Source organism: Caballeronia sp. LZ003 (assembly GCF_031451465.1).
Taxonomy (GTDB): Bacteria; Pseudomonadota; Gammaproteobacteria; order Burkholderiales; family Burkholderiaceae; genus Caballeronia.
In genome coordinates, this window is record NZ_JARUXJ010000001.1 from 3,104,290 (window position 1) to 3,123,322 (window position 19,033).

The 19,033-nt window shown below is 61.0% G+C and carries 17 protein-coding genes; 1 reads left to right on the forward strand and 16 read right to left on the reverse strand.

Going from position 1 to position 19,033, the window contains the following annotated elements:
• Window positions 1–43: 43 nt before the first annotated feature.
• The gene (locus QCE79_RS14105; RefSeq protein ID WP_309844936.1) at window positions 44–2,281 is read right to left on the reverse strand and encodes a primosomal protein N'; all 2,238 of its coding nucleotides are present in this window, start codon (window positions 2,279–2,281) and stop codon (window positions 44–46) included.
• A gap of 448 nt (window positions 2,282–2,729) precedes the next feature.
• Complete coding sequence (gene hemE, locus QCE79_RS14110; protein ID WP_309844939.1) at window positions 2,730–3,827, reverse strand: uroporphyrinogen decarboxylase; 1,098 nt, start codon at window positions 3,825–3,827, stop codon at window positions 2,730–2,732.
• Between the two features lie 198 nt (window positions 3,828–4,025).
• Between hemE and QCE79_RS14115 the strand changes: the two genes are divergently transcribed.
• Entirely contained in the window at window positions 4,026–4,808 is a 783-nt protein-coding gene (locus QCE79_RS14115) for a transporter substrate-binding domain-containing protein (protein ID WP_404989351.1), read from the forward strand.
• 4 nt (window positions 4,809–4,812) lie between these two features.
• On the opposite strand, the gene QCE79_RS14120 is transcribed toward QCE79_RS14115, so the two are convergent.
• The 14 genes from QCE79_RS14120 to QCE79_RS14185 all read right to left on the reverse strand — a co-directional run bounded on the left by QCE79_RS14120 (window position 4,813) and on the right by QCE79_RS14185 (window position 18,985).
• Window positions 4,813–5,760 carry an alpha/beta hydrolase gene (locus QCE79_RS14120; protein WP_309844944.1) on the reverse strand — a complete coding sequence of 316 codons (948 nt, stop codon included), beginning with the start codon at window positions 5,758–5,760 and terminating at the stop codon, window positions 4,813–4,815.
• Between the two features lie 601 nt (window positions 5,761–6,361).
• Window positions 6,362–8,092 carry an AMP-binding protein gene (locus tag QCE79_RS14125; RefSeq protein ID WP_309844945.1) on the reverse strand — a complete coding sequence of 577 codons (1,731 nt, stop codon included), beginning with the start codon at window positions 8,090–8,092 and terminating at the stop codon, window positions 6,362–6,364.
• A gap of 218 nt (window positions 8,093–8,310) precedes the next feature.
• The gene (locus QCE79_RS14130; protein ID WP_244826603.1) at window positions 8,311–8,736 is read right to left on the reverse strand and encodes a F0F1 ATP synthase subunit epsilon; all 426 of its coding nucleotides are present in this window, start codon (window positions 8,734–8,736) and stop codon (window positions 8,311–8,313) included.
• Between the two features lie 70 nt (window positions 8,737–8,806).
• A complete protein-coding gene (gene atpD, locus QCE79_RS14135; protein ID WP_244826604.1) occupies window positions 8,807–10,201 on the reverse strand; it encodes a F0F1 ATP synthase subunit beta in 1,395 nt (464 codons plus the stop codon).
• Between the two features lie 44 nt (window positions 10,202–10,245).
• The gene (gene atpG, locus QCE79_RS14140; protein ID WP_244826605.1) at window positions 10,246–11,142 is read right to left on the reverse strand and encodes a F0F1 ATP synthase subunit gamma; all 897 of its coding nucleotides are present in this window, start codon (window positions 11,140–11,142) and stop codon (window positions 10,246–10,248) included.
• 70 nt (window positions 11,143–11,212) lie between these two features.
• Window positions 11,213–12,754 (reverse strand): F0F1 ATP synthase subunit alpha, encoded by a 1,542-nt coding sequence (atpA, locus tag QCE79_RS14145; RefSeq protein WP_244826606.1) that lies wholly within the window; start codon window positions 12,752–12,754, stop codon window positions 11,213–11,215.
• 57 nt (window positions 12,755–12,811) lie between these two features.
• Window positions 12,812–13,354 carry a F0F1 ATP synthase subunit delta gene (locus tag QCE79_RS14150; RefSeq protein WP_250466184.1) on the reverse strand — a complete coding sequence of 181 codons (543 nt, stop codon included), beginning with the start codon at window positions 13,352–13,354 and terminating at the stop codon, window positions 12,812–12,814.
• Window positions 13,355–13,356: 2 nt separating this feature from the next.
• Window positions 13,357–13,827 carry a F0F1 ATP synthase subunit B gene (locus tag QCE79_RS14155; protein WP_244826608.1) on the reverse strand — a complete coding sequence of 157 codons (471 nt, stop codon included), beginning with the start codon at window positions 13,825–13,827 and terminating at the stop codon, window positions 13,357–13,359.
• A gap of 136 nt (window positions 13,828–13,963) precedes the next feature.
• Window positions 13,964–14,233, reverse strand: coding sequence for a F0F1 ATP synthase subunit C (gene atpE, locus QCE79_RS14160; protein ID WP_244826609.1), 270 nt, complete (start codon window positions 14,231–14,233; stop codon window positions 13,964–13,966).
• A gap of 90 nt (window positions 14,234–14,323) precedes the next feature.
• The gene (atpB, locus tag QCE79_RS14165) at window positions 14,324–15,175 is read right to left on the reverse strand and encodes a F0F1 ATP synthase subunit A (protein ID WP_244826610.1); all 852 of its coding nucleotides are present in this window, start codon (window positions 15,173–15,175) and stop codon (window positions 14,324–14,326) included.
• Between the two features lie 167 nt (window positions 15,176–15,342).
• The gene (locus QCE79_RS14170; RefSeq protein ID WP_250509722.1) at window positions 15,343–15,822 is read right to left on the reverse strand and encodes an ATP synthase subunit I; all 480 of its coding nucleotides are present in this window, start codon (window positions 15,820–15,822) and stop codon (window positions 15,343–15,345) included.
• A gap of 303 nt (window positions 15,823–16,125) precedes the next feature.
• On the reverse strand, window positions 16,126–17,262 hold the full coding sequence (locus QCE79_RS14175) for an SLC13 family permease (RefSeq protein ID WP_244826611.1): 1,137 nt from the start codon (window positions 17,260–17,262) through the stop codon (window positions 16,126–16,128).
• A 3-nt stretch (window positions 17,263–17,265) separates the two neighbouring features.
• Window positions 17,266–18,168: a ParB/RepB/Spo0J family partition protein gene (locus QCE79_RS14180; protein ID WP_244826612.1), complete on the reverse strand. Its 903-nt coding sequence runs from the start codon at window positions 18,166–18,168 to the stop codon at window positions 17,266–17,268.
• A gap of 46 nt (window positions 18,169–18,214) precedes the next feature.
• The gene (locus QCE79_RS14185; RefSeq protein WP_250526408.1) at window positions 18,215–18,985 is read right to left on the reverse strand and encodes a ParA family protein; all 771 of its coding nucleotides are present in this window, start codon (window positions 18,983–18,985) and stop codon (window positions 18,215–18,217) included.
• Window positions 18,986–19,033: the final 48 nt, after the last annotated feature.

The following is a 19,033-nucleotide window of genomic DNA, read 5'->3' on the forward strand; positions in this document are numbered from 1 at the left end:
ACGACCTCGAATCCGCATCTGGAAGCGCCACGCGCGCCGAGTATTAGACGTCCAGCGGATCCACTTCCACGTTCCAGCGCAGTACGCCCTTCAGCGCGCGCAACGCCGGTTGCCACGCGCGCAGGGCGAATTGAAGCGCAGCCCGCGAGCTGCTTTCGAGCAGCAATTGCGCGCGGTGCACGTTGAACACTTTCACGATGGTCAGCGGCACGGCATCGTAGACCGTCACGCGGTCCGCGCCCGGCAAGGGCGCGAAGGCGGCCGCCGCCTGCCCGAGAAACGCCAGCGCCGCTTCGAGCGTGCGGCCTTCCGCGCGCAGCATGGCCTGATAGACGAATGGCGGCAGACGCGCGTCGCGACGTTCCGCAAGCGTCGCGTTGGCGAATCCCACGTAGTCCTGCCGCGATAACGCCTGATACAGCGCGTGACGCGGATATCGCGTCTGAATCATCACTTCGCCGGGAAGTCCGGCGCGACCCGCGCGGCCGCTCACCTGCGTCAGTTGCGCGAAAAGCCGTTCGCTTGCGCGAAAGTCGTGAGAAAAAAGCGCGGTGTCGGCGTTCAGGACACCCACGAGCGTCACACGGCGGAAGTCGTGGCCCTTCGCGATCATCTGCGTGCCGACGAGAATATCGACCTCGCCTGCATGGACATCCGAGAAAAGCGCCTGCGCGCTGCCCTTGCGCCGCGTGCTGTCCGCGTCGATGCGCAACACCCGTGCGCCGGGAACTACGCTCGCGAGCGTTTCCTCCACGCGTTGCGTGCCGCGTCCCATTGGCGCGATATCGATGTTGCCGCATTCCGGGCATGCCTTTGGAATGCGCGATTCCCAGCCGCAATGGTGACAGCGCAACGCGCGCTCGGGCTTGTGGAGCACGGCGTAGGCGCTGCATCGCGGACAGCCCGCGACCCAGCCGCAGGCGTCGCACGACAGAATCGGCGCATAGCCGCGCCGATTCAGGAACACGAGACTCTGCTCGCCGCGCTCCAGACGCGCCTTCAGCGCTGCGATGAGCGGGCCTGACAAGCCTTCCACGGACGCGCGCCCGCGCTGCCTTTCCTCTTCGAGATCGATGAGCCGCACGCTTGGCAACGCCGCATCGGCGACGGCGCGGCGCTTGAGCGTCAGGCGCGTGTAGCGGCCCTGCTCCGCCTGCCACCAGGTTTCGAGCGATGGCGTCGCCGACCCGAGCACGACGGGAATACCAAGCTGCTTCGCCCGATAAATGGCCAGATCGCGCGCGGAATAACGCAACCCTTCTTGCTGCTTGTAAGCCGGGTCGTGCTCTTCATCGACGACGATCATCGCCAGTTTTGGCTGCGGTGCGAGGATCGCGAGGCGCGTGCCAAGCACGATGCGCGCGCTTCCCGTGTGTGCCGCGAGCCAGTTGCGGGCGCGTTCGCCCTCGGCAAGACCGCTGTGCATCGTGACGATGGAACCGGGCGCAAGCATCGAAAAACGATTGCGGAACGCCGTCTCGAACTGCGGTGTCAGGTTGATTTCGGGCACAAGCACGAGCGCCTGCGCATCCGCTTGTCTGGCGAGCAGCGCGGCAAGCGCGTGCAGATAAACCTCGGTCTTGCCGCTGCCCGTCACGCCGTGCAGCAGATAAGGCGCGAAGCCTTGCGCGCTCGCGATGGCATCGACGGCTTCGCGTTGCTCGTTGGTCAGGCGCGGCGGCGCTTCGGTCGCCGCGAGCGTCGGCGCGTGATCCGCCGGCGATGCGTCTTCAACGCTTTCGATCCAGCCGCGCGTCAGCCATTCGTCGAAAGTCGCGCTTGCCTTGGGATGTACGGCGCGCGCTTCGGACAAACCCAGCGTCTCGCTCGATCCCAGCGCTTCCGCCAGCCGCCGCAACGCGCTCGCCCGCGCGGGCAAGGCACCCGGAAGTTCGGCTCGTCCGGCTGCCAGCATGCGGTAACGCGGCTCGACCGCGAATAGGCGGTTCCAGCGCGATGCGTCGCGTAGAGCTTGCGGCAAAGCGGGCAGCGCAACTTCGCCGAGCCCGCGTTGATAGTATTCCGCCGCGAACGTCGCGAGCCCGATCCATTCGGCGGAAAGCGGCGCGCAGGCATCGCAGATGGCGGTTACGTGGCGCAGTTTGTCGGCGGGGACGTCGGTTGAGGTCGCGATCTCGCAGATGAGCCCAACGACGTCGCGCCGCCCGAACGGCACCTGCACCAACGAGCCGACCACAGGCTCGACGTCGAGTTGATAGACGTAATCGAACAGCACAGACATCGGCTGATCGATAGCGACGCGCACATAGAGGCCGCTCATGCCACGCGACGCCTTTCGGCAAGCCACGGCGGGCTTTCCGACAATGACATCAGGCTTCGCGCGACGAACTTAAAGTAAAACATCAGAATCGCTGGTAAACCGAAGATTATTTTTAGATTTCCGATGCTTTCCACAGGCCTGTGGATAACTTTGTTGAGAAGTGCATTACGGGCTGCCGCAAACCGTGCCACCGATCACTTATGTGCGTCGGCCCACATTTCGGGCAGACCACAACAAACATTAATGCAAACAGGCACTTACGCAACAAATAGCGACATTTAATTGATCGCGGATGGCGATATGTCTGATGGCGCGCCGCAACGTACAAAATGTGTATAACTGCTGTCTTGACATCTTTCGATTCCACCAAGGGCGGGCGTTTCAGACAAATCCGACGATTTCTGAAACGCTGTACCCGACGGTATCGCGCTGCACTGCAACATACTGTTTAGCGTACCAACGCGGCCGCGCGCATCGCCCGGCTGTGCAAATGGACTTCATCGACCAGCTCGGCAACGTGTTCGGGCGGCGTGAACTGCGAAATGCCGTGGCCAAGATTGAAGACGTGCCCCGGATGATTGCCGAAGCTTTCCAGCACGCCACGCGCTTCGGCGCGAATCGCCTCGGGCGGCGCAAACAGCACGCTCGGATCGATATTGCCCTGCAACGCCACGCGAGCGCCCACTTTCTCGCGCGCCGCGCCGAGGTTCACTGTCCAGTCCAGCCCGACAGCATCCACGCCGATTGACGCGATCTGCTCAAGCCACAACCCGCCGCCCTTCGTGAACGTAATAACCGGGACCCGCGCGCCGTCGTGCTCGCGCTTGAGGCCCGCAACGACCTTCGCGATGTAGTCGAGCGAGAAGCGTTGATACGCGCCGTCGGCAAGTGCGCCGCCCCAGGTATCGAAGATCATGACCGCCTGCGCGCCGGCTTCGATCTGGGCGTTGAGATACGCGACAACCGCTTGCGCGTTCACATCGAGAATGCGGTGCATGAGATCGGGCCGCGAATAAGCCATCGATTTCACGGTGCGATGATCGTCCGAGCCGCCGCCTTCCACCATGTAGCACGCAAGCGTCCACGGACTACCCGAGAAGCCGATGAGCGGTACCCGCTGACGGCCTTCCGCGTCGGTGAGCGCGCGGCGAATCTGGCTGACAGCGTCGGTGACATAGCGCAGCGTGGCGTCGATGTCCGGCACGGCCAAGCGCTTTACGTCGTCTTCGGTGCGCACCGTGCGTTCAAAACGCGGACCTTCGCCTTGCACGAAGTTCAGCCCGAGGCCCATTGCGTCGGGAATGGTGAGGATGTCGGAGAAGAGGATCGCCGCGTCGAGCGGATAACGTTCGAGCGGCTGAAGCGTCACTTCGGTGGCGTAATCGGGATTCTTCGCAAGACCGAGGAAACTGCCTGCGCGTGCGCGCGTGGCGTTGTACTCGGGCAGATAGCGCCCGGCTTGACGCATTAGCCAGATCGGCGTGTATTCGGTCGGCTGCCGCAAGAGCGCGCGCAGAAAGGTGTCGTTCAGGAGAGTGTGGGCCACGGCGCTCGATGCTGAATGCGAAGAATCGTCCATTCTACCGGACGATGCGCGCGTCATCGGCGGCTGAGAGTGATGTTCAGACTCACGCGCGCTCGTTATGATCGACGGCGGCAACCAATACGAATAGAACACGGAGAATCGATGAAACGCGCGTTTTTAACGTCCATTAGTGTCGCAATCGCCGTCTTTGCCGGGTCGATGTCCACCACCGCACTTGCTCAAACGGTGCAGGCGGGAAGTGTCGGCACCGTGCCCGCGCCTCCGCCGCCCGTCACGCCGCCCACGCGGCTCGACGACATCCTCGGGCGCCACACGCTGCGCGTCTGCACGACCGGCGACTACAAGCCGTACACGTTCCTGCGGACGGACGGACAGTTCGAAGGCATCGATATCGACCTGGCGGAAAGCCTCGCGAAGTCGCTTGGCGCCAAGGCGGAATACGTGAAGACTTCGTGGTCGAACCTGATGAACGATTTCATCGACAAGTGCGATATCGCGGTCGGCGGCGTATCGACGTCACTCGACCGGCAGAAGCGCGCCTTCTTCACCGCGCCATATATGGAGGACGGCAAAACGCCAATTGTCCGCTGCGATGACGTGGACAAGTATCAGACCGTCGAACAGATCGATCAGCCGAACGTGCGCACGATCGTGAATCCCGGCGGCACGAACGAGCGCTTTGCCAAGCAGTTCTTCCCGCATTCGCAGTTGATCGAGTACCCGGACAACGTCACGATCTTCAAGCAGATTCTGGACGGCAAGGCAGATGTCATGGTCACGGATGCCTCGGAAACGCTGCTTCAGCAGAAGCTCAATCCAGGCCTATGCACCGTGCATCCGGACAAACCTTTCCAGTTCGGCGAAAAGGCGTATCTGCTGCCGCGCGGCGATGTCGTCTGGCAGCAGTACGTCGACCAGTGGTTGCACCTCGCGCGCGGTTCGGGCGAGTTTCGGGCTGTAGTGGACAAGTGGCTCAAATGAACGATCAGCGCGCGGCGCGCAACCACTCGCCCGCGCGCTCGCCGATCCGACGCAGCCAGGCGAGCGCGGCTTCGGATCGCGGATGCATGCGGCCAAAGCCGTGCGTCATGTCCGCGGCGTCGATCAATTCGACGCGGCCGCCGTTGGTTTCGAGGAAGCGCTTGAGTTCGTGGGCATCGTCGTAAAGCGGGTCGTAGGCTGCCGCGACGATCAACGCGGGCGCAGGCGTCCGCTCGAACGGCTCGGCGAGCGGAAAGGCGCGCACATCATGGGCGTCGGGCATCACGCCGGACAGGAACTGAGTCCAGTACCACTTCATCTCGTCGTTGGTGAGGCCGGGGCCGTTCGCGTTTGCAAGACAGCTCGCGCTCTCGAATTGCCGCCGCATCACCGGATACAGCAGAAGCTGGAGACTGACGAGACCGGCCACGCGCTCGTTCGCGCCGCGCGCCGCGACCACCGAGAGATGCGCACCCGCGCTATCGCCACCGACAGCCAGCCGGTCCGTCGCGAAGCCAAGCCGAGAACGATGTTCGGCGAGCCAGATCAGCGCGTCGAGGGCATCGTCGCAAGGCGCGGGAAATGGATGCTCCGGCGCCAGCCGATAATCGACGCTCGCGACTGCGCACTGCGAATCGCGCGCGAGGCGGGCGACCAGCGCATCATGCGTCTCGATATCGCCGACCACCCAGCCACCGCCGTGAAAGTAGACGATTAGCGGCAGCGGACCGTTCGCCGACTTCGGCTTATAGATGCGCGCGGCAAGCGTGCGCCCGGCAAGCGGAATCTCGATGTCCTCGACGAAAATGGTTTCGTCCGGCGCCGGGGCGTAGGCTTTCGCCACTTCGCTGAAGCGCTCGCGCACTGCCTTCGCGTCGGCATCGGGACCGAGCGGCGGAAAAGCTTCGGCGACGGTGGCGTAGTAGCGAAGCAGAGCGGCGTCAATGGTCATACGAGTCTCCAAGTGCGTCTTTTACGGGAAGTTTTGGCGGTTCAGGCCGAATGAGTATCGATTTCATACGTGCGCCCGTTCGATTTTCCCGGAAAATGCCGATTAACGCAGCGGCCCATATAACCGGAAAAACTCCGGGAGTTTTAGCGTATCGAATAAATCAGCTTAATAACTGACAATATCTGCACGGCTTTGTACGCATCCGCGACCGAAAATTTAACGAGAGCCTTATGGGACGGGGGTTACAACCTGAAACACTTTGTTACGGCGGGTCAGAATCAATTCGCCCACAATCTGTTCAAACGGTTTCAACACGGATGTGTCCGGGCGCGCGGTTGCAAATGCGGCGTTTTCCGGTGGTCGCCTTGGGCGAATCTCTGAAAGGGACATCAGTGTTGGGATCGTTCTTCGATTTGACGTTGAATCGAATCCCACCTTTGGTCTCCTCGCGCTAACCCCGTAGCGTGTGGTTTTTAGCGGGCTCCAGGCCCGCTTTTTTTTCGCCTGCACAAACGTTTGCGCTAGTTGCGAGTTTCGCCGCCGAACGTTTCGTGCCATGACAGGAAGGGAGCGCTTAATAGCGCTCCCTTCGTCGTTTCAATTACGCCGTTTTGGCTTCCGCAAGCTTCAGGTCGTCGATCATCTGCGCGCGCATCACAAACTTCTGGACCTTGCCTGTCACCGTCATCGGCAATTCGTCGACGAACCGGATGTAACGCGGAATCTTGTAGTGCGCGATTTGTCCTTGGCAAAAGTCGCGGATCTCGTCGGCGCTGGCCATCTCGCCCGGACGCAGCACGACCCAGGCGCACACCTCTTCGCCATACTTTTCGTCCGGGACGCCGAACACCTGCACCGACTGCACCTTCGGATGGCGGAACAAGAATTCCTCGATCTCGCGCGGATAGACGTTTTCGCCTCCGCGAATCAGCATGTCCTTCAGGCGTCCGACGATGTTGCAGTACCCTTCGGCGTCGAGCGTCGCGAGGTCGCCGGTATGCATCCAGCCATCGACGATTGCCTCGCGCGTCTTTGCGTTGTCGCCCCAATAGCCTTTCATCACCGAATAGCCGCGCGTGCACAGTTCGCCCGTCTGGCCGACCGGCACGATTTCGCCGAGCGGGTCGATGATCTTCACCTCCAGATGCGGCTGAACGCGCCCGACAGTGGTCGTGCGTTTGTCGAGCGGGTCGGTGGTCGAGCTTTGAAACGAAACCGGACTTGTCTCCGTCATGCCGTAAGCGATGGTGATCTCGCTCAAATGCATGGTGGAGACCACACGCTTCATCGTTTCGATGGGGCACGGCGAGCCCGCCATGATGCCCGTGCGCAGCCGGCTCAGGTCGTAATTCGCGAACTCGGGATGATCGAGTTCGGCGATAAACATCGTCGGCACGCCGTGTAGCGCCGTGCAACGCTCCTCGTGCACGGCGGCGAGCGTCGCGGCGGGATCGAATGCCTCGCCGGGGAACACCATCGCGCAGCCGGTCGATACGCAAGCCAGCACCGCGAGCACCATGCCGAAGCAGTGGTAAAGCGGCACGGGAATGCACAGCGAGTCGTTCTCGGTGAGGCGCATGGCCATCGCGATATAGCGCGCGTTGTTCACCACGTTCCGATGCGTAAGCGTCGCGCCCTTCGGATTGCCCGTCGTGCCGCTCGTGAACTGCACGTTGATCGCTTCGTCGGCGGCGAGTTTGGCTTCGAGCGCATCGAGCTTGGCGGTATCGACGAGCGCGCGGCCTTCTTCCATCAACGCGTCGAAGTTGAGCATGCCGGGCGTCTTGCCTTCGCCCATTCGGATGATGGCGCGCAGGTCCGGCAGCTTCGCCGCGTTTAGCGCGTTTGGTTGCGCATGGGCGAGCTCCGGCGCGAGCGTCTGCAACATCTCCAGATATTTCGACGACTTGAACTGCTCCGCCGCGACGATCGCCTTGCAGCCGACCTTGTTCAGTGCGTATTCGAGTTCGGCAAGCCGATAAGCCGGATTGATATTCACCAGCACCGCGCCGATGCGCGCCGTCGCAAATTGCGTCAGCAGCCATTCCGCGCGATTCGGCGACCAGATGCCGACGCGGTCGCCTGCTTCGATGCCAAGCGCAAGCAAGCCGCTCGCAAGCACGTCGATCTCGTCGGCGAACTCACGCCAGGTCCAGCGGATGTTCTGCTCACGAAACACGACAGCGGGACGCCCGGGAAAGCGGCGCGCGGTATCGAGAAGAAAGCGCGAAACGGTGGCGTCGCTCAAGGGCGTGTCGGTCACGCCGCGGACGTAGGAAAGACCGTCACGCGGTTCGACTTGCGCGCTGGCCTGCGTCGGTTGAGTTGCCATCGAAGGGTCTCCGCTATCGACCGTGCAAGATATGCAGCCTCAAGGACGTAGGCTGTTTGGAAGGCTATTTTGCACGGTGGCAAGCGGCGCTGGCATCAAGTGTTACCCGCAATCGGGGTGCACAACGGTCATGCAGATTTGCCGGGAAGCAACCCGGACTCGCCATAAAAAAAGCAGCCCGGAGGCTGCTTTCTTCGATTCTCTACAAGCGCGCTGGCTTAGTGCTTCGAGCCAAGCTTGCGCAAACGCTGAATGGCGGCGAGCTGTGCCGTTGCGTACGCGAGTTCCGCTTGCGCGGTCGCGTATTCAAGGTTCGAGCCCGTGTTCTGCAACGCTTCTTCCGCGCGCTTCTTTGCTTGCTCGGCCTTTGCTTCGTCCAGATCGGCGCCGCGAATGGCGGTATCGGCAAGAACGGTCACGACGCCCGGCTGAATCTCGAGGATTCCGCCTGCGACGAAAACGAACTCTTCCGAACCGTCCTCCGCTTCGATGCGCACCGCGCCCGGACGAATGCGCGTGATGAGCGGCGTGTGGCCCGGCAAAATGCCGAGTTCACCTGCTTCGCCCGGCAGCGCGACGAACTTCGCCTGGCCCGAGAAGATCTGCTCTTCCGCGCTGACGACGTCTACTTTGATGGTTGCCATATCGACTCCTGAGCGTATTACGAAGGCGCGGAGTTTTGAGATCCGCGCCCGCTTCGTCTACACCCGACCGTTACTGAATCTTCTTGGCCTTTTCGAAGGCTTCGTCGATCGTGCCAACCATGTAGAACGCCTGCTCCGGCAGATGATCGCACTCACCTTCAACGATCATCTTGAAGCCGCGAATGGTTTCCTTCAGCGGCACGTACTTGCCCGGCGAGCCCGTGAACACTTCAGCAACGTGGAACGGCTGCGACAGGAAACGCTGGATCTTACGAGCGCGCGCCACGGCGAGCTTGTCTTCCGGCGCGAGTTCGTCCATGCCCAGAATCGCGATGATGTCGCGCAATTCCTTGTAACGCTGCAGCGTTTGCTGCACGCCGCGCGTGATCGAGTAGTGCTCTTCGCCGATCACGTTCGGGTCGATCTGACGCGAGGTCGAATCGAGCGGGTCCACTGCCGGATAGATACCCAGCGATGCAATGTCACGCGACAACACGACCGTTGCGTCCAAGTGGCCGAAAGTCGTAGCCGGCGACGGGTCGGTCAAGTCATCCGCAGGGACGTACACGGCCTGAACGGACGTGATCGAACCAGTCTTGGTCGACGTGATGCGCTCTTGCAGCTTGCCCATTTCTTCAGCCAGCGTCGGCTGATAGCCCACTGCCGACGGCATACGGCCGAGCAGTGCCGACACTTCCGTGCCCGCCAGCGTGAAACGGTAGATGTTGTCGACGAAGAACAGCACGTCGAGACCTTCGTCACGGAAGTGCTCGGCCATCGTGAGGCCGGTCAGCGCCACGCGCAGACGGTTGCCCGGCGGCTCGTTCATCTGGCCGTACACCAGCGCGACCTTGTCGAGAACGTTCGAGTCCTTCATTTCGTGATAGAAGTCGTTCCCTTCGCGGGTACGCTCACCCACACCGGCGAACACGGAATAACCGCCGTGTTCTTTCGCGATGTTGTTGATGAGTTCCATCATGTTCACGGTCTTGCCCACGCCGGCGCCGCCGAACAGGCCAACCTTACCGCCCTTGGCAAACGGGCAGATCAGGTCGATAACCTTGATGCCCGTTTCGAGCAGTTCGGTCGAAGGCGACAGCTCGTCGAACTTCGGCGCGAGCTGGTGAATCGAACGCGTGGCGGTCGATTCGATAGGACCGGCTTCGTCGATCGGACGGCCGAGCACGTCCATGATGCGGCCAAGCGTCGGCTTGCCGACCGGCACGCTGATGGGGTTGCCCGTGTTCTTCACGATCGTGCCGCGGCGCAAGCCGTCGGATGCACCCAGACAGATGGTGCGGACCACGCCGTCGCCCAACTGCTGCTGGACTTCCAGCGTCAGCTCGGTGCCTTCCAGAATGAGCGCGTCGTAAATCTTCGGCATGTGCGAGCGCGGAAATTCCACGTCGATAACGGCGCCGATGCACTGTACGATCTTGCCTTCTACCAAAGCAGTAGTACTCATCGCATTTCCTTTAGATACTGTGTTCTTTCACGCGGTCATCAAGATCAGACCGCAGCGGCGCCGCCGACGATTTCCGACAATTCTTTCGTAATCGCGGCCTGGCGGCTCTTGTTGTAGACGAGCTGCAGTTCGTTGATCACGGTCTTCGCGTTATCCGACGCGGCCTTCATTGCGACCATGCGCGCCGATTGTTCCGACGCCATGTTTTCCGCCACCGCCTGATAAACCAGCGCCTCGACGTAGCGCACGAGCAATTCGTCCACCACGGTTTGAGCGTCCGGCTCGTAGATGTAGTCCCACGAGGTCTTCGGCGTGTCGTTCGCAATCGCGGCTTCGTCTGCCTTCTGCTGCAGATCTTCGGCCGTCAACGGCAGCAATTGCTCGATCACCGCTTCCTGCTTCATCGTATTGACGAAGCGCGTGTACCCCAGGTACACCGCGTTGATCTTGCCTTCCGAATACAAGTCGAGCTGCACCTTCACCGCGCCGATCAGCTTTTCCAGATGCGGCGTGTCGCCCAGATGTGTGACTTGCGACACGACCTTGGCGCGCAGCCGGTTCAGGAAGCCGAGACCCTTGGCGCCGATAGCCGACGCTTCGATGGACACGCCGGTCTGCTCCAGCTCCTTAATGCGCTGCAACGACGCACGCAGCACGTTCGTGTTCATGCCGCCGCACAAACCCTTGTCGGTCGTGACGAGGATCAGGCCGGCCGTCTTCGCGCCTTCGTTCTTCACCATGAACGGGTGACGATACTCAGGGTTCGCCGCGCTCATGTGCGCCGCGATTGCACGGACCTTGTCGGCATACGGACGGGCGGAACGCATGCGCTCCTGGGCGCGGCGCATCTTCGATGCGGCGACCATTTCCATCGCTTTCGTGATCTTGCGCGTGTTCTGCACGCTCTTGATCTTGCCGCGAATTTCCTTCATTCCAGCCATTGCTTACTCCTTGATCGAAGCCGCGCGGTGTTCATCGGTCGATGCACCGCGCGTTGCTCCTCAGTCCCGATCAATAAGCGCCCGACTTCTTGAAGTCCTTCAGCGCGGTATGCAGTGCGCCGTCGTCGTCCTTCGACAAGTCTTTATTGTCTTCGATGCGCTTAACCAGATCGGCATGGCTCGTCTTCAGGTATTCGCGCAGGCCCTTTTCGAACGGCAGCACTTGCGCAACTTCCAGATCGTCGAGGTAGCCGTTGTTAGCCGCGAACAGCGCCACAGCGAGTTCCCACACTTGAAGCGGCTGATACTGCGGCTGCTTCAGCAGTTCCGTCACGCGGCGACCGCGCTCCAACTGCTTGCGGGTGGCTTCGTCCAGGTCCGACGCGAACTGCGCGAACGCAGCCAGTTCACGATACTGCGCCAAGTCGGTACGAATACCGCCCGACAGCTTCTTGATGACCTTGGTCTGAGCCGCACCACCTACGCGCGACACCGAAACGCCCGCGTTGATGGCAGGGCGGATACCGGCGTTGAACAAGTCGGTTTCCAGGAAGATCTGGCCGTCGGTAATCGAGATCACGTTCGTCGGAACGAATGCGGTCACGTCGCCGGCTTGCGTTTCAATGACGGGCAGTGCCGTCAGCGAACCGCTCTTGCCCTTCACTTCGCCGTTGGTGAACTTCTCGACGTAGTCTTCCGAAACACGAGCCGCACGCTCGAGCAGACGCGAGTGCAGGTAGAACACGTCACCCGGATACGCTTCACGACCCGGCGGACGGCGCAGCAACAGCGAAATCTGGCGATACGCCCATGCTTGCTTGGTCAAATCGTCATAAACGATCAGCGCGTCCTGGCCGCGATCGCGGAAGTATTCGCCCATCGTGCAACCGGCGTACGGCGCGAGGTATTGCATCGCGGCCGATTCCGAAGCCGAAGCCGCCACGACGATGGTGTAAGCCATTGCGCCGGTTTCTTCGAGCTTGCGCACCACGTTCATGATCGACGAAGCCTTCTGGCCGATCGCGACATAGATACAGAAAAGGTCCTTGCCCTTCTGATTGATGATCGCGTCGACAGCCACCGCGGTCTTGCCGCACTGACGGTCGCCGATGATCAGCTCGCGCTGACCACGGCCGATAGGCACCATCGAGTCGATGGACTTCAGACCCGTTTGCACCGGCTGCGACACCGACTTACGCCAGATCACACCCGGAGCAATCTTTTCGATTGCGTCGGTCATCTTCGCGTTGACCGGACCCTTGCCGTCGATGGGGTTACCCAGCGCGTCGACCACGCGGCCGATCAGTTCCGGACCGACCGGCACTTCGAGAATGCGGCCCGTCGTCTTGACGATGTCGCCTTCCGAGATGTGCTCGTACTGGCCGAGAATAACGGCGCCGACGGAGTCGCGTTCGAGGTTCAGCGCGAGGCCGAAGGTGTTGCCCGGAAACTCGAGCATTTCACCCTGCATAACGTCCGACAGGCCGTGAATACGCACGATACCGTCGGTCACGGAGATCACGGTGCCCTGGTTGCGAACATCCGCGCTCGCTTCAAGGCCCTGGATCCGGCTCTTGATCAGCTCGCTGATCTCAGAGGGATTGAGTTGCATTATTCGCTCCTGATAGTCAATTCTGTTGCGTGCCAGCGATTCGCTTCTAACGAAGCGTCAGGCGGTCAGAGCCGTCTGCATGCTGGCGAGGCGCGCGCGGACCGAGGTATCGAGCACTTCGTCGCCAACCGTCACGCGAACGCCGCCGATCAGCGACTGATCGACTTCGACGGTCGGTTTCAGCTTGCGCTCGAACTTGCGTTCGAGGCTTGCGACTAGGTCGTTCAATTGTTCGCCTTCGAAGGGGAACGCGCTTACGATCAGCGCATCGGCCGCACCTTCGCGGGCGTTCTTCAGCTCGTCGAACTGCACGGCGATTTCAGGCAGCAGCGACAGACGATGATTGTCCACCAGCATGCCGACGAAATTCTTCGCCTGTACATTGCCTTGAGCCAAAGGCGACTTCACTGCGGACAGCAGCAGATCCGCTACTTGATCGCGGCTCACCTTCGGGCTCGAGGCGACCGACTGCACTTCGGGCAGACGCGCAACCTGAGCCAGTTCCTCGACGAAAGTGGACCAGCCCGCGAGATCGCCGCTCTCGGCTACGCGGAACAGCGCTTCTGCGTAAGGACGAGCGATGGTTGCAAGTTCGGCCATGATCAGAGCTCGGTTTTGAGTTGATTCAGCAGATCGGCGTGAGCCTTCTGATCGACTTCGCGCTTCAGAATTTGCTCGGCGCCCTTCACGGCCAGGGCCGCGACTTCGGCGCGCAGCGACTCGCGCGCCTTGACGACTTGCTGTTCGGCGTCCGCCTTGGCTTGCGCGACGATGCGCGCGGCTTCAGCCTGAGCGTTGGCCTTGATTTCTTCGGCGACGGCTGCGGCGCGCTTTTCGGCGTCAGCGATGCGTTGCTGACCGTCCGTGCGAGCCTGCGCGAGTTCCTGGTCGACGCGCTTGTGCGCGGCTTCGAGTTCCGCCTTGCCCTTGTCGGCGGCGGCGAGGCCGTCGGCAATCTTCTTTGAGCGCTCGTCGAGGGCATTGATCAACGGCGGCCACACGAACTTCATCGTGAACCACGCGAGGATCAGAAACACGACCATTTGCGCAAACAGGGTTGCGTTGAGATTCACGGTGTTTCCTTAAACGTTGCTTAGTCGGAGAGTGAAACGGTTAAAAGGCGCTCATCGGCCCGTTGTGCTCGATCAGCGCCTCACCCGTTCCGTCTTGCGTCTCATCGCAAGAAGAGACGCACACTTCCGAGGAACCTCAGCCTGCGAGCTTCGAGAGCAGCGGGTTCGCGAACGCAAACAGCATTGCCACACCAACGCCGATCAGGAACGCCGCGTCGATCAGACCAGCCAGCAGGAACATCTTGGTCTGGAGCGGGTTCATCAGTTCCGGCTGGCGGGCGCATGCTTCAATGTACTTGCCGCCCATCAGGCCGATACCGATACAGGCGCCGATTGCACCCAGGCCGATGATGATGCCGATACCGATGGCGGTCAGACCCTGGATGTTGGCGATGAAAGCGTTCATGTTCACTCCTTTGATTAAAGACTTTGGAACTGGATTTATAAAAATTGAAAACTAAAAACTAAGCGATTCTGGACCTGCCGCGAACGCTCTTTAGTGAGAGTCGTGCGCCTGACCGATGTACACGAGCGTCAGCATCATGAAGATGAACGCTTGCAGCAGCACGATCAGAATGTGGAAGATCGCCCAGACCGTACCCGCGACCACATGGCCGATAAAGCCAAGTACAGAGGCGTCCGCGCCGAAGTGCCACATGCTGCCGAGCAGCGCGATCAGCAGGAACAGCAGCTCACCCGCGTACATGTTGCCGAAAAGCCGCATGCCGAGCGAAACCGTCTTGGCGACGAACTCGATGATGTTCAGCGCAAGATTCGGAATCCACAGAAGCGGATGCGCGCCAAACGGAGCGGACAGCAGCTCGTGCACGAAGCCGCCTGCGCCCTTGATCTTGAGGTTGTAGTAGATCATTAGCACGAACACGCCGAGCGCGATGCCGAGCGTGCCGTTCAAATCGGCCGTGGGCACGATGCGATGATGCGGCAGCACTTGTTCGAGGCCCAGCCAGCCAATCACGCGGCCTGGCAGATCCACGGGGATGAAGTCGAGCGAGTTCATCAGGGCGACCCAGACGAACACGGTCAGCGCGAGCGGAGCGATGAAGCGGCGGCTGCCGTGGATCATCGACTTCGACTGATCTTCGACCATTTCGACGAGCATCTCGATCGCGCACTGGAAACGGCCGGGAACACCGGACGTCGCGCGGCGCGCCGCGATACCGAGAATGACGATGGTCAGGAGACCGCACACGATGGACCAGAACAGCGTGTCCAGATTCCAGACGTGGATGTCGAAAATCGACGTCTGTGTGTGCGTGGAAAGATTCTGCAAGTGGTGCGCAATGTACTCGGACGGGTCCAGAGCGTGCGTTCCTTCGCTAGCTGCCATATCGTTAAAGCCACCCAAATTGTCAAAAATCTTTCGTCGCCAGACGCTTATCCGAGCCACCGCTTCGCGTTGCGGCTCCGGGCGTCCGGCCCGAGCGCGGCGTTCATAACCGCGCTTTCATGTGTGATGCTACATACTTGACTTCGGGCTGGCGATTACCCTGGAGGTCAACGCAAAGCCATGGCCAGCCAGTAAGTCTTCAACGCGACGATGTACGTAACGAGCAAAGGCAACCACAGCGCGCTCTTGTACCAGAAGGCGACCGCTACGAACATAGCAATCGTCGCTCCCATTTTCATCGCTTCGCCGATCATCCAACTCATGATGGTCTCGGCTCCGCTCTTCGCCTTCAGGCGCGCCGCGAACAGTGCACTGGGCAGCCAGCAGATCGCGCCTCCGAGGAAGGCGGACAGCGCAGCATCGCCCGGCGGCTTGTAGAACAGCCACCACAACAGCGTCGCACCCAGGGACAAAACCATTTGCGCGGCCACTACCTTGAAAGGCGTGACCCGCGATGGACGACTCACATCAGGACCGAACAGCTTCTCTGCCTGGCCCCGCGTGAGCGGAACGATATTGTTATCTTGCGCCTCGGCGTCCCACGAGTCGTCAGACGAACTGCGGGGCTGATTTCCTGAAGCGTGAATGTCTCCGCGTTTGTTTTGAGCGCTGTCTTGCCCGCCCACCGGCGCTCGATTCTGCTCTCGCACCGTCTTCAAACCCCTTCAACACATCAACCGACAGTTCGGAAACCACCCTGCGCTTTCGCCGCGCTTTCTAGGTGGCCTAGCTGATAAATCCGGGGGATTGTAAGCGATTGTCCTCGGGGATTCAATAGTTTAGGTGCGTCAAAAGCCAAGCGGACAAAGCTTAAAAAATGGTCTCGAAAGCGAGACTTTTCTTGCGGTTGCAAGCAGATTTTCAGACGACGTGAGATTGCGTCGCGAAACTCAGATGAGCGCCCATCCAACAAGCGCTGCAACAAACCAGAAAGGGATCGAAACGAGGTGAAACGGACCCCACATGCCCTTCTCGCCCGACAGACGCACGGCGATGAGATTGGCGAGCGAGCCGATTGCCACCCCAAAGCCACCGACGCTCACGCCGAACGCAAGCGCGCGCCAGTCCTTCGAAAACTCAGCGAGCACGATGGCCGCCGGCACGTTACTGATGGCCTGCGACAGCACCGCGCCCGCAGCATACGCACGCATCGGCGTGCCGATACCCAACTGCGCGATGAAGCCGTGGATGGCCGGCAACGCGGCTGCGCTGCGCAGCACAATGAACATCAGCATGAAGATGAGCAGAAGCAGCCAGTCGATCTTCAAGACGACTTCGCGGCGCCAAAGCAGGAACGCGACAGCAAGGACGGCGAGGCCGGGCCCGGCATGATGCGCGTCGGCCAGTGCGACGAAGCCAGCGAACGCAAGCACGCTCACACCGCATAACACACGGTCGACGCCGTGCTCTTCGGCATCGCCAGAAAGGTCGAGCGGCGCGTTGCGAAACATTGCGCAAGTCACGGCGCCGAGCATGAGCATGAGGACCGCGCAAAGCGGCAGCAACGCCCAGACGAACGCGCCGAAGGAGACGCCGCTCGTCTGCCAGAGGAAAAGGTTTTGTGGATTGCCGAGCGGCGTGAGGATCGATCCCGCGTTCACCGACAACGCAATCACGATAACGAGACGCTTGATGGGCAAGGGCGCGAGCCGATGCAGCGATAGCGCGAGCGGCACGACCGCGAACAACGCGACATCGTTGGTTAGCACCGTGGACAGCGCCGCCGCCAGCGCGACGAGCAGCAGCGCCAGGCCGCGTTCGCCGTGGATGTGATGCACCAGCCGATGCGCGGCCCACATCAGGAATCCTGACAATTCGATCGCTTTGGTCAGGATGAGCAGGCCGGCGAGCGTGAGCACGGTCTGCCAATCCACAAGACCTGGCAGCGAAGCCCACGAGCGCGGATGAACCACTTGCAACACGCCGAGCGCGAGCACGAGAATGGCGAGGACCGGCTCTTTACTGACAGTCCTCCAGACGCGCGTCAGGAGGTCGGACCGCGATTGCTTGACGTTGTATTCCGACAAGACTCACGCAGCCGAATTAGGCGCTTCAATGCTGCCGCGTAGTTTGCTCAGAATGCCTTCGAGCGCGTCGAGGTTACCGAAATCGATCATCACCTTGCCGCGTCCTCGTCCGCCCAGCTTGATCTTCACGCTCGCCGCGAGCAGATCCGACAACTCTTCTTCGAGCCTGCGCGTGTCACGGCCGCCATCGTTCGCGGGACGCGCCTTGACTGCCGGCGCTTCCTTCGTCGTCGCGGCGACGAGGCGCTCCGTTTCACGCACCGACAAGCGGCGATTCACCACGTGATTAGCCAACTGAATCTGCGTGGCGGCATCGACGGCGAGCAGCGCGCGTGCGTGGCCCATGTCGAGATCGCCTGCGAGCAGCATCGTCTGAACGGGCGTGGCGAGGTTCAAGAGACGCAGCAGATTCGATACCGCGCTACGCGATCGCCCGACCGCTTCGGCCGCCTGCTCGTGCGTGAACGTGAATTCGTCGAGCAGGCGCTGGATACCCTGCGCCTCTTCCAGCGGATTCAAATCCTCCCGCTGGATGTTTTCGATCAGCGCCATCGCGGCGGCAGCCTGATCGGGCACGTTCTTCACCAGCACCGGCACTTCGTCGAGCCCAGCCAGACGCGCCGCGCGAAAACGTCGCTCGCCCGCGATGATTTCGTACTGATCCGGGCCGACGGAGCGCACGAGAATCGGCTGCATGAGGCCTTGCGCGCGAATACTCGCGGCGAGCTCTTGCAACGCGCCCTCGTCCATTCGGGTACGCGGCTGATACTTGCCCGCCTGCAGCTTGTCGAGCGACAGGACTGACGGCGTGCCTTCGCCGCGTACGGCTTCGGTAATGTCGACGCTGCCGCCGAGCAATGCATCCAGGCCTCGGCCCAAACCCTTCTTCTTCATCACAGCGCTCATTTCGATTCCTCCGTTGGCGTCGTCCGCCAGATCGAATGGGTTTGCGTTACAGCGCGCGTACGCGCTCGATCATTTCCGTGCCGAACTGGATATACGCCTGCGCGCCACGCGACGACTTGTCGAACACCACGCCTGGCAGGCCGTAACTTGGCGCCTCGGCAAGGCGCACGTTGCGTGGAATGACGACATCGAAAACCTTGTCGCCAAAGTGTTCCTTCAACTGTTCGGACACTTGCTGCTGCAAGGTGATGCGCGGATCGAACATCACACGCAACAGTCCGATCACTTTCAGATCGCGGTTGAGGTTCGCGTGGATCTGCTTGATGGTGCTCACCAGATCCGACAAGCCTTCCAACGCGAAATATTCACACTGCATTGGAATGACGACGCCATGTGCTGCGCACAACGCGTTCAATGTCAACAGCGACAATGCAGGCGGACAATCGATCAAGATGAAATCATAGTCATCGACTATCTTCGCGATGGCCGAGCGAAGAATGTGCTCGCGGTCGTCCATATCCACAAGCTCGACTTCCGCGCCAGCGAGTTCACGATTCGCAGGCAGAACGTGATATCCCACGCTCTCCGGTCGCACTACCGCCTCACGTAGTGTCACCCCGTCGACTAACACTTCGTAGATTGTCTTCTCGCATGCGCCTTTATTGACGCCACTGCCCATCGTCGCGTTTCCCTGCGGGTCCAGATCGATGAGTAGAACGCGTTGATCAAGGCCCGCGAGACTTGCCGCGAGATTGACCGCCGTGGTGGTCTTTCCAACGCCGCCCTTCTGATTTGCGACGCAGAAGATTTTTGCCATCGTTTTATGTCCTCGTTTCTTCGCTGTCAGAAGATCAGCTGCCGTTTA

Coding starts and splice junctions, on each gene's coding strand:
- atpB (WP_244826610.1), bottom strand. CDS start 15,175: ATGGCAGCTAGCGAAGGAACGCACGCTCTGGACCCGTCCGAGTACATT.
- QCE79_RS14150 (WP_250466184.1), bottom strand. CDS start 13,354: ATGGCCGAACTTGCAACCATCGCTCGTCCTTACGCAGAAGCGCTGTTC.
- atpG (WP_244826605.1), bottom strand. CDS start 11,142: ATGGCTGGAATGAAGGAAATTCGCGGCAAGATCAAGAGCGTGCAGAAC.
- atpD (WP_244826604.1), bottom strand. CDS start 10,201: ATGAGTACTACTGCTTTGGTAGAAGGCAAGATCGTACAGTGCATCGGC.
- QCE79_RS14120 (WP_309844944.1), bottom strand. CDS start 5,760: ATGACCATTGACGCCGCTCTGCTTCGCTACTACGCCACCGTCGCCGAA.
- QCE79_RS14185 (WP_250526408.1), bottom strand. CDS start 18,985: ATGGCAAAAATCTTCTGCGTCGCAAATCAGAAGGGCGGCGTTGGAAAG.
- QCE79_RS14105 (WP_309844936.1), bottom strand. CDS start 2,281: ATGAGCGGCCTCTATGTGCGCGTCGCTATCGATCAGCCGATGTCTGTG.
- QCE79_RS14130 (WP_244826603.1), bottom strand. CDS start 8,736: ATGGCAACCATCAAAGTAGACGTCGTCAGCGCGGAAGAGCAGATCTTC.
- QCE79_RS14125 (WP_309844945.1), bottom strand. CDS start 8,092: ATGGCAACTCAACCGACGCAGGCCAGCGCGCAAGTCGAACCGCGTGAC.
- QCE79_RS14180 (WP_244826612.1), bottom strand. CDS start 18,168: ATGAGCGCTGTGATGAAGAAGAAGGGTTTGGGCCGAGGCCTGGATGCA.
- QCE79_RS14115 (WP_404989351.1), top strand. CDS start 4,026: ATGTCCACCACCGCACTTGCTCAAACGGTGCAGGCGGGAAGTGTCGGC.
- atpE (WP_244826609.1), bottom strand. CDS start 14,233: ATGAACGCTTTCATCGCCAACATCCAGGGTCTGACCGCCATCGGTATC.
- atpA (WP_244826606.1), bottom strand. CDS start 12,754: ATGCAACTCAATCCCTCTGAGATCAGCGAGCTGATCAAGAGCCGGATC.